Origin of the sequence: Paraburkholderia sp. FT54 (genome assembly GCF_031585635.1) — a bacterium.
Classification (GTDB): Bacteria; Pseudomonadota; Gammaproteobacteria; order Burkholderiales; family Burkholderiaceae; genus Paraburkholderia.
On the sequence record NZ_CP134195.1, the window covers coordinates 4165052 to 4179051 of the forward strand.

Annotated in this window: 12 protein-coding genes; 6 read left to right on the plus strand and 6 right to left on the minus strand. The window is 62.1% G+C overall.

What is annotated here, in order from left to right; translation table 11 throughout:
- Positions 1-49: 49 nt before the first annotated feature.
- On the plus strand, positions 50-1147 hold the full coding sequence (locus RI103_RS19055; RefSeq protein WP_310813435.1) for a diguanylate cyclase: 1098 nt from the start codon (positions 50-52) through the stop codon (positions 1145-1147).
- Here RI103_RS19055 and mdeB read toward each other — a convergent pair whose 3' ends face one another.
- Positions 1148-3892, minus strand: coding sequence for an alpha-ketoglutarate dehydrogenase (mdeB, locus tag RI103_RS19060; protein WP_310813436.1), 2745 nt, complete (start codon positions 3890-3892; stop codon positions 1148-1150). It lies immediately after the preceding gene.
- A 152-nt stretch (positions 3893-4044) separates the two neighbouring features.
- On the opposite strand from mdeB, the gene RI103_RS19065 reads away from it, so the two are divergent.
- Entirely contained in the window at positions 4045-4572 is a 528-nt protein-coding gene (locus tag RI103_RS19065) for an Lrp/AsnC family transcriptional regulator (protein ID WP_115781476.1), read from the plus strand.
- 43 nt (positions 4573-4615) lie between these two features.
- Here the strand turns inward: RI103_RS19065 and RI103_RS19070 are convergent, their stop codons facing one another.
- Complete coding sequence (locus RI103_RS19070; protein WP_310813437.1) at positions 4616-5428, minus strand: SDR family oxidoreductase; 813 nt, start codon at positions 5426-5428, stop codon at positions 4616-4618.
- Positions 5429-5612: 184 nt separating this feature from the next.
- On the opposite strand from RI103_RS19070, the gene RI103_RS19075 reads away from it, so the two are divergent.
- Positions 5613-6560 (plus strand): GlxA family transcriptional regulator, encoded by a 948-nt coding sequence (locus RI103_RS19075; RefSeq protein ID WP_310813438.1) that lies wholly within the window; start codon positions 5613-5615, stop codon positions 6558-6560.
- Between the two features lie 67 nt (positions 6561-6627).
- Positions 6628-7053 carry an HIT family protein gene (locus RI103_RS19080; protein WP_144143876.1) on the plus strand — a complete coding sequence of 142 codons (426 nt, stop codon included), beginning with the start codon at positions 6628-6630 and terminating at the stop codon, positions 7051-7053.
- Between the two features lie 397 nt (positions 7054-7450).
- Here RI103_RS19080 and RI103_RS19085 read toward each other — a convergent pair whose 3' ends face one another.
- Positions 7451-7630: a hypothetical protein gene (locus RI103_RS19085; RefSeq protein ID WP_310813439.1), complete on the minus strand. Its 180-nt coding sequence runs from the start codon at positions 7628-7630 to the stop codon at positions 7451-7453.
- 282 nt (positions 7631-7912) lie between these two features.
- Here RI103_RS19085 and speG point away from each other — a divergent pair, with 282 nt between their 5' ends.
- Positions 7913-8455 carry a spermidine N1-acetyltransferase gene (gene speG, locus RI103_RS19090; protein WP_310813440.1) on the plus strand — a complete coding sequence of 181 codons (543 nt, stop codon included), beginning with the start codon at positions 7913-7915 and terminating at the stop codon, positions 8453-8455.
- A gap of 454 nt (positions 8456-8909) precedes the next feature.
- Entirely contained in the window at positions 8910-9248 is a 339-nt protein-coding gene (sap1, locus tag RI103_RS19095; RefSeq protein ID WP_310813441.1) for a surface attachment protein Sap1, read from the plus strand.
- Between the two features lie 268 nt (positions 9249-9516).
- On the opposite strand, the gene RI103_RS19100 is transcribed toward sap1, so the two are convergent.
- The 3 genes from RI103_RS19100 to araG all read right to left on the minus strand — a co-directional run bounded on the left by RI103_RS19100 (position 9517) and on the right by araG (position 13916).
- The gene (locus RI103_RS19100; RefSeq protein WP_310813442.1) at positions 9517-11250 is read right to left on the minus strand and encodes an IlvD/Edd family dehydratase; all 1734 of its coding nucleotides are present in this window, start codon (positions 11248-11250) and stop codon (positions 9517-9519) included.
- A 38-nt stretch (positions 11251-11288) separates the two neighbouring features.
- A complete protein-coding gene (gene araH / locus RI103_RS19105) occupies positions 11289-12293 on the minus strand; it encodes an L-arabinose ABC transporter permease AraH (protein WP_310813443.1) in 1005 nt (334 codons plus the stop codon).
- A gap of 75 nt (positions 12294-12368) precedes the next feature.
- Positions 12369-13916: an L-arabinose ABC transporter ATP-binding protein AraG gene (gene araG / locus RI103_RS19110; protein ID WP_310813444.1), complete on the minus strand. Its 1548-nt coding sequence runs from the start codon at positions 13914-13916 to the stop codon at positions 12369-12371.
- Between the last annotated feature and the right edge of the window lie 84 nt (positions 13917-14000).

The following is a 14000-nucleotide window of genomic DNA, read 5'->3' on the forward strand; positions in this document are numbered from 1 at the left end:
CCGCCTATGAGCCGCTTCGATTCACTGACATTCATTCTGGCTGAACAACATGGACACTCCTGAACCGCATCAAAACGCCGCCGCGCAGGATCTCGCAGAACGCGACGCGAACGCGGTGGATGCCCCGAATCTCGCGATCGATGACGCCCTGGCGCGCATCCTCGGCAATCCGCCCGCGGCCGAGTGCCCGATCATGGTGTTGCTGGTCGACGACCAGGCAATCATCGCCGAGGCGATTCGCCAGGCGCTGGCCGACGAAGCAAGCGTCGACTTCCACTACTGCGCGTCGCCTGAAGAAGCGCTGCACTGCGCCGCGGAAACGCGCGCAACGGTGATTCTTCAGGACCTCGTGATGCCGGGCACGGACGGTCTTACCCTCGTGCGCCAATACCGGCAGAATCCGGCGACGCGCGATATTCCGATCATCGTGCTGTCGACCAAGGAAGAGCCGCTCGTGAAAAGCGCGGCCTTCGCCGCCGGTGCCAACGATTATCTTGTCAAGTTACCGGACCGCATCGAGTTGATCGCGCGCATCCGCTATCACTCCCGCTCGTATCTGAACCTGCTTCAACGCGACGAGGCCTACCGGGCGCTGCGTCAATCGCAACAGCAATTGCTCGCGACGAATCTGGAATTGCAGCGGCTCACGCATTCGGACGGCTTGACGGGGCTGTCGAATCGCCGCTACCTCGACCAATATCTGGCCGCCGAATGGCGTCGCGGCACACGCGAGAAGACCGGCCTCGGTTTTCTGATGATCGATGTGGATAACTTCAAGGCGTACAACGATACCTACGGGCACGTCGCCGGCGACGAAGTGCTCAAGCGGGTCGCGCAGACCGTCGAATCGTGCCTCGGACGCTCGCCCGATCTCGCCGCGCGCTTCGGTGGCGAAGAATTCGCGGTGGTGGTGCCGGGCACGTCGGCGGGCGGCTTGCGTCTGCTCGCGGAAAAGATCCGCATTGCAATCGAGGCGTTGGCGATACCGCATTCGGGCTCCGCGACCGGCGTCGTGACAATCAGCATCGGCGCGGCGACGCTCGTGCCCACAGCCGCCGAGCCCGTGACGAAGCTGATCGAAGCCGCCGACGTCGGTCTGTATCGTGCGAAGCGGGACGGCAAGAATCAGGTTGCGGTGAGTGATTGATTATTGCCAGGATGCTGCGCCGACCGCGCCATCGCCGAGGTACTTGCTGCGTGCTTCGACAAGTACGCTTGTGTCGATTGCGCCCTCGTCTGCCAGCGCCTTCAGTGCGGCGATCACGATTGCCTTGCGGTCCACTTCAAAAAACTCGCGCAACGCCTGGCGGGTATCGCTGCGGCCGAAACCATCCGTGCCGAGCGTCACATAGCGGCGCGGCACATACGCACGTATCAGTTCCGGCACGGCGCGCACATAGTCGGTCGCGGCGATGATCGGGCCTTGCGATGCTTCGAGCGCTTGCGTGACATATGGCGTGCCGCTCGCTGCGCCAAGACGCGCGAGCCGTTCCGCCGCCATGCCGTCGCGCTGCAACTCGGTGAAGCTCGTCACGCTCCACACGGAGGCGTCGATCCGCCAGTCGTCCTTCAACAGTTGCTGCGCCGCGATCACTTCGCCGAGAATCGCCCCCGCGCCGAGCAATTGCACCGTGGCTTGTGCGCTCGCCTGCGCCTGCGCTTGTGCGGCCAGCGGATAAATGCCCTTGAGGATCCCTTCGCGCAGCGCCGGCAAGTCCCCGCCCGGCACTGAAGGCTGCGCGTAGTTCTCGTTCATCACCGTGACGTAATAGAACACGTCGCGCTGCTGCTCCACCATCTCACGCATGCCCTCGTCGACGATCGCGGCAAGCTCGTACGCAAACGCCGGGTCGTACGCGCGGCAATTCGGAATCGTCGATGCCGCCAGATGGCTCGAGCCGTCCTGATGCTGCAGACCTTCACCGCCGAGCGTAGTCTTGCCGGACGTCGCGCCGATCAGGAAACCGCGCGCACGCTGATCCGCCGCGGCCCAGATCAGGTCGCCGATGCGCTGGAAGCCGAACATCGAGTAGTAGATGTAGAACGGCAGCATCGGCAGATCGTGCACGCTATACGAGGTCGCCGCCGCGATCCAGGACGACACCGCGCCCGCTTCCGAAATGCCCTCTTCCAGGATCTGGCCTTTCGTATCCTCGCGGTAGTACAGCATCGAGCCGAGGTCTTCCGGCTCGTACAACTGACCGAGCGGCGAATAGATGCCGACCTGGCGGAACATGTTCGCCATGCCGAAAGTGCGCGCCTCGTCGGCGACGATCGGCACCACGCGCGGGCCGACTTCGTGGTCCTTGAGCAGCGCGGTCAGCATGCGGACCAGCGCCATCGTCGTGGACATGTCGCGGCCGTTCGAGTCCAGCGCGAATTGCCCCCAGGAAGACATCGGCGGGACGTTCAGCCCCTTCGATGCAACGCTCCGCCTTCTGGGCAGATAGCCTCCGAGAGCCGCCCGGCGTGCATGCAGGTAGTGCATTTCCGGGCTGTCTTCCGCGGGTTTGTAAAACTTCACCTGTTCGACGTCCTCGTCCGTGAGGGGCAGGCGGAAGCGATCGCGAAACGCCTTGAGGTCGTCGAAGCCCAGCTTCTTTTGCTGATGCGTGGTCATGCGGCCCTGGCCTGAGGTGCCCATGCCGAAGCCTTTCATCGTCTTCGCGAGAATCACCGTCGGCTGGCCGCGATGCGCGAGCGCCTTTGCGTAGGCCGCGTGCAGTTTGCGCGTGTCGTGGCCGCCACGGCGCAGGCGGTCGATGTCGTCGTCGCTCAGTTGCGCGGCGAGCGCGGCAAGCTCCGGGTTCTGGCCGAAGAAGCGTTCGCGGTTGTAGGCGCCGTCGTTGGCCGAGAAGGTCTGGAACTGGCCGTCCACGGTATGCGCGAACGCGCGCAACAAAGCGCCGGTGCGGTCGCGCGAGAACAACGCGTCCCAGTCCGAGCCCCAGATCACCTTGATCACGTTCCAGCCGGCGCCGATGAAATGCGCTTCCAGTTCGTCGATGATCCGGCCGTTGCTGCGCACCGGACCGTCAAGGCGCTGCAGATTGCAGTTGATCACGAACACGAGGTTGTCGAGCCCCTCGCGCGCGGCCAGCGAGAGCGCGCCGGTCGATTCCGGTTCGTCCATTTCGCCGTCGCCGAAAAAGCCCCATACCTTGCGGCCTTCCGTTTGCACGAGTCCGCGATTGGCCAGGTAGCGCATGAAACGCGCCTGGTAAATCGCGTTGATCGGGCCGATGCCCATCGAGCCGGTGGGGAACTGCCAGAAGTCCGGCATCAGCCACGGATGCGGATACGAACACAAGCCCGGGCCGCCGATCTCGCGGCGGTAGTGCTGCAAATGCCTCTCGCTTAAAAACCCTTCGAGGTAAGCCCGCGCATACACACCCGGCGACGAATGCGGCTGGAAGTACACGAGGTCGCCCGTGCCCTCCTCCCCGCCAGGCGCGGCCGCGCGAAAGAAATGGTTGAAGCCGACCTCGAACAGATCCGCCGCCGACGCGTAACTCGCAATATGGCCGCCGAGTTCGCCGTAAGCCTGGTTCGCGCGCACCACCATCGCGAGCGCATTCCAGCGCAGCGCGGCGGCGAGCCGCTCTTCGAGTTCGAGATTGCCTGGATAGCGCGGCTGTTGCTCGAACGGGATCGTGTTCTGGTACGGCGTGACATTGGTGCGCGCCGACTCGACACCCAGCGACAGCGCATGGCTCGCAAGCCTGTCGAACAGAAACTGCGCGCGGTCACGGCCCACATGCGCGACGACCGCGTCGAGCGCTTCCAGCCACTCGGCGGTTTCCTGCGGATCCGCATCCGCCTGCTCCGCGCTTTCGGCGCGCTGCACATTGGATAACCGCAACTGCTCGCTACCGTTGGACAAATCCGTCATGGCACCACTCCCGCATCGACGCGTTCGGTTCAAGATCGACTGAGTCAATGGTAACCATGCGCCCACAAAATGAGCGTCTCATTTGCTTGCGATCCCACGCTGCGATAGGCTATTTATTCCGGATTTCGCCCCGACGACGGAATATTTCATCTATGACCACGCCACCCCGGCGGCTCGACCGCATCGACATCGGCATCCTGAGCCAGTTGCAGCAGAACGCGCGCATCACCAATGCGGATCTGGCGCGCTCGGTGAACCTGTCGCCCACGCCGTGCTTCAACCGCGTGCGGGCGCTCGAAAAGCTCGGTCTGTTCAAGCAGCAGGTCACCTTGCTGAACCCGGAGCCGCTCGGGCTGCGCATCAACGTGTTCATTCAGGTGAGTCTGGAAAAGCAGGTGGAAGACGCGCTGCAGCGATTCGAGCAGGCTATTTCGGAGCGCCCCGAGGTGATGGAGTGCTACCTGATGACGGGCGACGCCGACTATCTGCTGCGCGTGGTGATGCCGGATATGCAGACGCTTGAGCGCTTCATCGTCGATCATCTGACGAAGATTCCGGGCATCTCGAACATCCGTTCGAGCTTTGCGCTCAAGCAGGTGCGCTACAAGACGGCGCTGCCGCTGCCGTCGTCGGGATTGACGTTGGTCGATCCCGACGACGTCTCGACTGACTGGCGTTAGTGCGCTAATGCGCTAATGCGCCACGGCCAGCCTTTGGCCACCTTCACGCCGGTGACGCGCCGCGCGTGTAGCGTGTGGCCGGCAGCTTGTGCGACAGGTTAGGCTGCAGATGCTGACGCGCGGTGTTGAAGCGCTCCCAATCCGCCACGTCCGGCAGCGACGGAATCGTCACCAGTTCGCCTTGGTCGAGGCCGGCGAGCGCGGCGTCCACCATGTCTTCGGCGGTCATCACGATCTGCTGCGGCAGATGCTCGACCGCGAGGCCCGCGCGGTCCCAGAATGCCGTGCTGGTCGCGCCCGGCAATACAGCCTGCAATTGCACACCCTTGTCGCCCACTTCGTGATGCAGCGACTGCGTCAAGTTGAGCACGTAGGCCTTGGTGCCGCTGTACGTGCCGTTCAACAGTTCCGGCGACAGCGCCACGACCGACGCAATATTGATCACGATGCCCTTGCCCCGCTCCACCAGGCCCGGCACGACCGCCGCCGTCAGGCGAGTGAGCGCGGTGACATTCAGGTCGATCATTTTTTCGAGCTCATCCACGTCCGAATCGATCAGCGAGGCGGTCGCGCCGACGCCCGCGTTGTTGACCAGCATGGTGATGCCGCGGTCGGCGCGCAGCCGTTCTTCGATGCGGCGCACGTCGGCTTTGACGGTGAGGTCCGCGCCGATCGTCTCGACATGGCGGCCGGTTTCCGTCTTCAGACGATCGGCCAGACCGTTCAGGCGCTGGACGTCGCGCGCCACCAGAATCAGGTCGTAACCGCGCCGCGCGAGGCGGTCCGCATACACCGCGCCGATGCCCGACGATGCGCCCGTCACCAATGCCGTTCCTTTGCCTGCTTGCGTTGCCATTTGAATCTCTCCTTGCGGGCGCGGCGCATCGCGCCTTGCCCTGTCCGATGAATGGATGGGAAAACTTGAAAACCGCCGCTTCCGCCGCCGTTTTCGCGTGGCATTTGCGGTGTTGACGAGGCAAGTTTAGGCGCGTAGGCTGTTGTCTCAAATGTCGTATTTACCTCGTTTTAGGACATCGCGAATGAGACACGTTGGCGTGGTGGTTTTTCCGGGCTTTCAGATCCTCGATATGGTGGCCGTCTCGATCTTCGAGCTGGCGAACCTGGAGGCCGGCCAGCCTGAGTACGAGGTGGAAGTCATTTCCGAGCACGGCGGCATGGTGCGCAGCTCGGCGGGCGTCGAGATCGCGACCCAGCCGTTCGGCGATCCGGCGTACGACACCGTGGTCGTCACCGGCGCGATGCAGATCGCGCCGTCGTCGCCGGGATTGCTGGCGTTTTTGAACGAGGCGCTCGCCGCCTCGCGCCGCACCGCCAGCATCTGCACCGGCGCGTTCGTGCTGGCCGAGGCCGGGATTCTCGACGGCCGCCACGCTACGACCCACTGGATTCATGCCCGCGATCTGCAGCGACGCTTTCCGCAAACCCGCGTGGACGAGGACCGCATCTTCATCGTCGACGGTTCCGTCTGGACGTCGGCCGGCATGACCGCGTGCATCGATCTGTGTCTGGCGCTCGTTGAAAACGATCTCGGCGCGGCGGTGTCGCGCGCGATCGCCAAGAAGCTCGTGGTGTATCACCGCCGCACGGGCGGTCAGTCGCAATTCTCGGCCATGCTGGATCTTGAGCCGAAATCCGACCGCATCCAGAACGCGCTTTCGTACGCCAAGAGCCATCTGCGCGAACCGTTGACGGTCGAACAGCTCGCCGACGTCGCGCATCTCAGTCCGCGCCAGTTCAGCCGCGCGTTTCGCGACGAAACCCGTCAATCGCCCGCCAAAGCCATCGAGGCATTGCGCGTCGAGTCCGCGCGCGCCATGCTGGAAGCGGGCCGCCATTCCATGGAGGCGGTGGCGGCGGAAACCGGGTTCGTCGATACCGAACGAATGCGGCGCGCTTTTCTGCGCGCGTACGGTCAGCCGCCTCAGGCGATCAAACGCGCGGCGCGCGTGGGCGTGGGCGTGATGTAACACAGGTGATGGACAATGTCGGCAACAGCGCTTACCCGATATGACCTTCCACAATGAGAGGAACGCGATGAAATACGACGACAGCAATCCCTTCGCAAGGATTCTGCGTGGCGAACTACCCTGCATCAAAGTGGCCGAAACCGACGCCGCCCTCGCCTTCATGGACCTGATGCCGCAGGCCGACGGCCATCTGCTGGTGGTGCCGAAGGAAGCCGCCGCGGAGATTTTCGAGTTGTCGGATGCCTCGACGGTGGCGTGCATGCGCATGACGCAGAAGCTCGCGATTGCGGTGCGCGCGGCCTTGCGTCCGGACGGCGTGTTCATCGGACAATTCAACGGCGCAGCCGCGGGGCAAACCGTCCCGCATGTGCATTTTCACGTGATCCCGCGCTGGGAAGGCCAGCCGTTGCGCATGCATGCGCGCGACGTCGCGGACGCGGACACGCTTGAAGCACTCGCCAAACGGATTCGCTCGCACTGGCGTGCCGACTGAGGCGGTGCCTCGCCTTGCCGCGCGCGCTGTCGGTCATGCGCCGTAACATGTGTAAGAGCCTCTGAAACCAGCGGCGTGGGCCATCCGGCTAGACTGCAACTGCCTTGCTCCTCACAAGGCATTGAGTGTGGATCTCTTTTTAGCCTGCCCGAAACGGCAGGCTTTTTTATTGACGTGCGCCTTAATCTCGCCACGGCGCTTGTGGCAAGCATAAAAAAACCCGCGCACGGCGGGTTTTCATTTGATTGGCGATGCTACGGCGCGGGCACACGGTGGCAACGCTTCACCAGATTGCGGACGAAATCTCCTGTTCTAAGGGCCGCCGTTTTAAGGAACGGCACGCCGTTCCGTGCAGCGCTGCACGCAGGAGGATCAATCGGCTGGCAAACGCAACGCGTCAAAGACGATGCCGCGACCGACGCAGCGGATGCCGCCAGTCGATGCGGCGCGATCTCACATGCACGGGCCGCATCTCGTGCAGATGCCGGTGTTCCTGCCACAATTCGTCGGAGAAAAGAAACGCGACGATGAGTAGCGGAATGACCAGAAAGACGCCCAATATCAAGTTCTCGATCACAGTAGCCTCCAATCGCAGGAGCATGATTTCATTGTAGAGCACTGCGCGTACCCATACCGTGCCGCGTGCCTCACAATCGCCACGATCGAGCTGACGCGAGGCTGCAGCAACGCGACGCCCTGCACTCGCCGGACCCGCACGCCGTTTGGCATATCGTGAAAAAGTGCCGTACGGATGCGAGAGCTTGCAAGAACTCCCCGCGCCGAGCCCTGACTAACTGGAAAGCGCCCACACCGGCATGCACCGCGCGCATTCAAACCAATAATTTTCGAGGGAAATGCAATGACAATCGAACGCAGCAGCGAACTCACCTTGCGCCCGCTCGAGCGCACCGATTTGCGCTTCGTCCATGAAGTGAACAACAACGCAAAAATCATGCGTTACTGGTTCGAGGAGCCCTACGAAACGTTTTCGGAATTGACCCAGCTTTACGACCAGCACGTGCACGACCTGCGCGAGCGGCGTTTCGTGGCGATCGACAACGAGGCGCAGACCGTCGGCGTGGTCGAATTGATCGAGCTGGACTATATCCATCGACGCGGCGAGTTCCAGATCATCATCGCGCCGCATGCGCAAGGACGCGGCTACGCAACCCTCGCCACGCAGCTTGCAACCGACTATGCGTTTTCAGTGCTGAACCTGCGCAAGGTCTATCTGATCGTCGACAAGTCGAATATCGCGGCGATCCATGTGTACGAAAAATGCGGATTCAGGCACGAGGCCGAGTTGATCGAGGAATTTTTCGGCAATGGCAGTTATCACAACGCCTTGCGCATGTGCATGTTCCAGTCCGAGTTCTTCGAGACCAATCGGCACGTCGATTGACGCTCGCGATTGCGCGTAGAGCTGCGGTATGAAAGGCTCCGCACGCCTACCTTTCACACCTGGCACTGTTTATCTTCTGCAAACACCCCGTTATTTCGTGATTTGGTTTTAGTCGGTTGAATGACTTTGTGTGCAATGCACCAAATGCGCGGATTAAATGTAGTAAATCACTTAATTGCTGCCTCTCGTTTACGCCAATATGGGTCGCAAAGCTTTACTGGTTAAAGCGGCGTGGCCTGCCCAACTCTTAGCCCCGCGCTGCAATCACGACTATTTAAGCCTTTGCTCAACGATTAAGCAGGGGCAACACACGGTGCGACAATTCGCCGCTGTTGCGACCGCACACAAGATGTGCTTGTCGTTCTCCCGCGTTCTCCTAAAGTGCAAGGTGCGGGTTCAACGTTAAAGTTAAATACATAGCTAACCTGAGTATCCACCCGCACCGGAGGAAAATATGAAAATGCGATTCGCCCTTGTTTTCGCCATTGCGGGATTGGCTGCCGCCACTGTTCAGGCGCAAGACGTCATGATCAAGCCGCAGCAAACCATCCAGTTCAAGGCCAATGCTTATGGCTGCCTGTCGAAGGATAAACTCGACGCCGCCGACCAGCATGCGCAAGCCGGTGAACAGCAAAAAATGCAGGAATTCTTCTCCGGATATCAATGTGTTTCGACACCGGAAAATTCGAGCTTCCGCGTCGTCCGCGTGGTCGGTCACGACGTCGAATTCGTGAATTCCGGTAATAGCGATACGCAAGGCCTCTGGGCAAACGATCGATTCATCAAGCAATAAGCTGAACGCCGTCCATTCCATTCCGGTAAAACGCCGGAGTGCGGTTTTGCACGCGTGCGCGTTGATCCTCTGGCTTAATAAGCCGGAGGCGGTGAATCTGTGATTAAAAATCGGCTGGGCATGGAAATGCCTGGCCGATTTTTATTTGCGTGCGTTAATTTCGCTTTGAACGCGACAAAAAAAGCCGATGTGGATCGTGTCGATCCGCATCGGCAGTACGCCTTCTCGCAAAGCGCAGGGAACAACCCGTTAGCTCATTACGTGCCGATCAGTGAGAATCGCGCGGCACCGGCGCGCCGCTCGCGCCAACCAGGAAGTCGAGATCCGCGCCCTGGTCCGCTTGCAGTACATGTTCGACGTAGAGCTTGTAGTAGCCGCGTTTAGGCGCCTCCGGCGCCTTCCATGCGGCGCGCCGGCGCGCGAGTTCTTCGTCGGTGACGTCGAGATGCAGGCGGCGTGCTTCGACGTCCAGTTCGATCATGTCGCCGGTCTGCACGAACGCGAGCGGGCCGCCCGCAGCCGCTTCCGGCGACACATGCAACACCACCGCGCCATACGCCGTGCCGCTCATGCGGCCGTCGGAAATGCGCACCATGTCCGTGATGCCCTTTTGCAGCACCTTTTTCGGCAGCGGCATATTGCCGACTTCCGCGAAGCCCGGATAGCCCTTCGGTCCCGCGCCCTTGAGCACCATGATGCAATGCTCGTCGATGTCGAGCGACTCGTCGTCGATCTTTGCGTGCAGTTCCTCGATGTTCTGGAACACCACCGCGCGACCGCGATGCTTGAGCAACGCCGCAGTGGCCGCCGACGGCTTGATCACCGCCCCATTCGGCGCCAGGTTGCCCTTGAGCACCGCGATACCGGCCTTCGGCTTGAACGGCTCGGCGAACGTCGTGATGACCTTCTCGTCGTGATTCGGCGCGTTGCGCACGTTGTCCCAGATGCTCTTGCCGTTCACGGTCAGCGCTTCACGATGCAGCAGGCCTTGTTCGCCGAGCTGCTTCAACACTGCGGGCAAACCGCCCGCGTAGTAAAAGTCCTCCATCAGATATTCGCCTGACGGCTGCAGATTCACGAGACACGGCACGTTCGAACCCAGCTCCCAATCCTCAAGCGACAACTCCACGCCAATGCGCTTGGCCAGCGCGATCAGATGGACGACCGCATTGGTCGAACCGCCGATCGCCGCATTCGTACGGATCGCATTTTCAAAGGCTTGGCGCGTCAGGATCTTGTCCATCGTCAGATCCTCGCGGACCATGTCGACGATGCGCCGGCCCGCGAGATGCGCGAGCACCTGGCGGCGTGCATCGACCGCGGGTATCGCCGCGTTATGCGGCAGGCCCATGCCGAGCGACTCGACCATCGAGGCCATCGTCGACGCCGTGCCCATCGTCATGCAGTGGCCGCGCGAGCGGTTCATGCACGACTCGGCTTCGGTGAATTCTTCCTGCGTCATCGTGCCGGCGCGCACTTCCTCTGACATTTGCCAGACGCCTGTGCCGGAGCCGATGTTCTTGCCGCGAAACCGGCCATTGAGCATCGGGCCACCGGAGACGGCCAGCGCGGGCAGGTTGCACGACGCCGCGCCCATCAGCAGCGCGGGCGTGGTCTTGTCGCAGCCGACCAGCAAAATCACGCCGTCCATGGGATTGCCGCGAATCGACTCCTCGACGTCCATGGAGGCGAGGTTGCGAAACAGCATCGCCGTAGGCCGCAAATTGGTCTCGCCGAGCGACATCACCGGAAACTCGAGCGGCAGGCCGCCCGCCTCATGCACGCCTTTTTTCACGTACTCCGCCAGCTCGCGAAAATGCGCGTTGCACGGCGTCAGTTCGGACCACGTATTGCAAATGCCAATCACCGGGCGGCCGTCGAATTCGTCGTGTGGAATGCCCTGGTTTTTCATCCACGAGCGATGCAGAAAACCGTCGCGGTCCTTGAGGCCGAACCACGCCTGGCTGCGCAGCGGCTTTTTAGTCTGGTTCGAATCAGCCATGAAATCTCCTGTTGGCAAATGTGGAAGCGGTGCGCGCGTCAGTGCACGCGCTTGCTGCGGCGAAACTGGTCGAACAGCACCGCGAGCAGCAGAATCCCGCCGCGAATCAGGTATTGGTAAAAGGTCGGCACGTTCAACAGGCTCATGGCGTCCTGCACCGAGCCCATGATCAGCACGCCGACCAGCACACCGGAAATCGTCGCGACACCGCCCGTAAGCGAGACGCCGCCGAGCACGCACGCGGAAATCACGCCGAGTTCGAGGCCGACGGACGTCTTCGGGTCGCCCAAGCTCATGCGTGACGCAAGCATCACGCCTGCAAAACCGGTGACGAGGCCCTGCAATACGAACACTGTGATCTTGATCCGCGTTACCGGCAAGCCCGCCAGCAACGCCGCCTCGCTATTGCCGCCGACGGCCAGAACGTTCTTGCCGAACACGGTTTTCTTCAGCAAAAAGCCGAACAGCACGAAGCCGACGATGTTGCTCCAGATCGGATACGAGATGCCGAGAAACGAGCCGCCGCCGAGGTCGAAGAAGCGCTCTTCTGAAATCATCACGGCGTCGCCGTTCGAGGTGATGTAGGCGAGGCCGCGCACGACCTCCATCATGGCGAGCGTGACGATCAGCGAATTGATCTTGTAGCGCGCGACCAGCACGCCGTTGACGAGCCCGACCGCGCCACCCGCGAGCACGCCGGCCGCGACGCCGAGCATCACGCTATGCGTCGCGGTGATCAGGGTGGACGCCACCACGCCCGCGAACGCGACGATCGACGCCACCGACAGATCCACTTCGCCGAGCGCGAGAACGAACATCATCGTCACCGAGATCGAGCCGATCAGCGTGACGGAGAGCAGTAAGCCCTGGATGTTTCGCGAGCTCAAAAAATCCGGCACGCTGAACGACAAGACCGCGAACAGAATGACGAACACCATCACGATGCCGGACTTGTTGATCAGGTCCCAGGTGCGCGCGGCGCGCGCGCTCAGGCCCGCTGAGGCGACGGCTGGGGTCGAGGAATCGGCTGAGGGTGTCTGCATGGTTTCTATTCCGTTCTGTTTCAATGGCGCGATTCGATTCAATTGCCTTCGTTGTGGCCGGTGTGGAAGACGGCGTCAGCGGGGCAGGGCGAGCTTGATCAGTGCATCCGGCGTGGCCTGCGCCTTGGGCAGATCGCCGACGATGCGGCCTTCCTTCATCACGATCACGCGGTCCGCCACGCCGATCACTTCGGCGAGATCGCTCGACACGACGATCACCGTGCGGCCCGCTTCGGCGAGCCCATACAGCAGCCCGTAAATCTCGCTGCGCGCGCCGACGTCGATGCCGCGCGTGGGTTCGTCCATCAGGAACACGTCGATGTCTTCGGCGAGCCAGCGCGACAGAATCACCTTCTGCTGATTGCCGCCGGAGAGCGTGCCGATCGGCGTTTCGCCATTGCGCGTCTTGATCGCGAGCTTGCCGATGAACTCTTTGGCGGTCTGCGCTTCCTTGCGGCCGTTGAGCACGTTGAAGCGGCTGAAATGGCGGCGGCAACTGATGTTGAGGTTGTCCGATACCGAGGCGATCGAGACGATGCCTTCCTGCTTGCGGTCTTCGGGACACAGCGCGACGCCGGCGCGCACTGCATCGCGCGGTGTGGCGAAGCGCACGCGTTTGCCCTTGAGCGTGATCTCGCCGGCAGCCGGTTTGACCGCGCCGTAGATGAGCTTCATCAACTCGGAGCGTCCCGCGCCGACGAGCCCGAAGAAACCGACTATTTCGCCTTGGCGTGCCGCGAAAGAAGCCGGTTCGCGCAGGCCACGTCCCATCAATGCCTTGACGTCGAGTTGCACGTCGCCGAGATCGCGCGAGCGATAGCCGTACACGTCGGCGATCGAACGGCCCACCATGCAACTGATCAGGCGATCGCGATCCAGTCCTTCACCCGCTTCGAACGTATCGATGCGGCGGCCGTCGCGAAACACCGTCACGCGATCGCATAGCTCATAGACCTCATCCATTCGATGCGTGACGTAGATGATCGCGCGGCCCTCGGCCTTCAACGCGCGAATGATCCGGAACAGTTGCGTCGTCTCGCGCGACGACAACGAACTGGTCGGTTCGTCGAACGCGATCACGCGCGCGTCGCGCATCAGCGCCTTGCCGATTTCGATCATTTGCCGCTGGCCGATCGAGAGATTCTTCACCTGCTGCGACGGATCGATCTTTTCGCCGAGCCGTTCCAGTTCGCTCACGGCGCGCGCCACCAGCGCTTTTTCGTCCAGTATGCCGAAACGATTCGGCAGGGCGCCGAGCATCAGGTTTTCCGCGACTGTCAGTTCCGGCACCAGATGCAATTCCTGATAGATGATTGCCACGCCCGCAGCGATCGCGGCCTTCGTCGTGGTGAACTGCTGCTCGACGCCATCGAGCGACAAGGTGCCCGCCGCGGGTTGATTCACGCCGGACAACACCTTGAGCAGCGTCGATTTGCCGGCGCCGTTTTCGCCCATCAAACCGTGCACTTCACCGCGCCGCACTTCGAGCGACACCTGGTCGAGCGCGAGCACGCCGGGAAAGCGCACGGTAATGCCGTCGAGCCGCAGATAAGGCTCGGTGGACGCGAGCGCAGGCGAGGGCGTCGCTTCGGCGGTATGGGACTCGGCGTGTGAGGACGTCATCGAAAAACCTCGAACTGGTGAACAACCTGTGCGGGCCGCTCTCGCGTGAGCAAGAGACGGCCCGCGGCGTGCAACCTCGAACCC

What these genes read in the sequence shown, in the direction of transcription:
- sap1 (WP_310813441.1), top strand. Translation starts at nt 8,910, where the DNA reads ATGAAAATGCGATTCGCCCTTGTTTTCGCCATTGCGGGATTGGCTGCC.
- RI103_RS19055 (WP_310813435.1), top strand. Translation starts at nt 50, where the DNA reads ATGGACACTCCTGAACCGCATCAAAACGCCGCCGCGCAGGATCTCGCA.
- speG (WP_310813440.1), top strand. Translation starts at nt 7,913, where the DNA reads ATGACAATCGAACGCAGCAGCGAACTCACCTTGCGCCCGCTCGAGCGC.
- RI103_RS19080 (WP_144143876.1), top strand. Translation starts at nt 6,628, where the DNA reads ATGAAATACGACGACAGCAATCCCTTCGCAAGGATTCTGCGTGGCGAA.
- RI103_RS19065 (WP_115781476.1), top strand. Translation starts at nt 4,045, where the DNA reads ATGACCACGCCACCCCGGCGGCTCGACCGCATCGACATCGGCATCCTG.
- mdeB (WP_310813436.1), bottom strand. Translation starts at nt 3,892, where the DNA reads ATGACGGATTTGTCCAACGGTAGCGAGCAGTTGCGGTTATCCAATGTG.
- RI103_RS19100 (WP_310813442.1), bottom strand. Translation starts at nt 11,250, where the DNA reads ATGGCTGATTCGAACCAGACTAAAAAGCCGCTGCGCAGCCAGGCGTGG.
- araH (WP_310813443.1), bottom strand. Translation starts at nt 12,293, where the DNA reads ATGCAGACACCCTCAGCCGATTCCTCGACCCCAGCCGTCGCCTCAGCG.
- RI103_RS19070 (WP_310813437.1), bottom strand. Translation starts at nt 5,428, where the DNA reads ATGGCAACGCAAGCAGGCAAAGGAACGGCATTGGTGACGGGCGCATCG.
- araG (WP_310813444.1), bottom strand. Translation starts at nt 13,916, where the DNA reads ATGACGTCCTCACACGCCGAGTCCCATACCGCCGAAGCGACGCCCTCG.
- RI103_RS19075 (WP_310813438.1), top strand. Translation starts at nt 5,613, where the DNA reads ATGAGACACGTTGGCGTGGTGGTTTTTCCGGGCTTTCAGATCCTCGAT.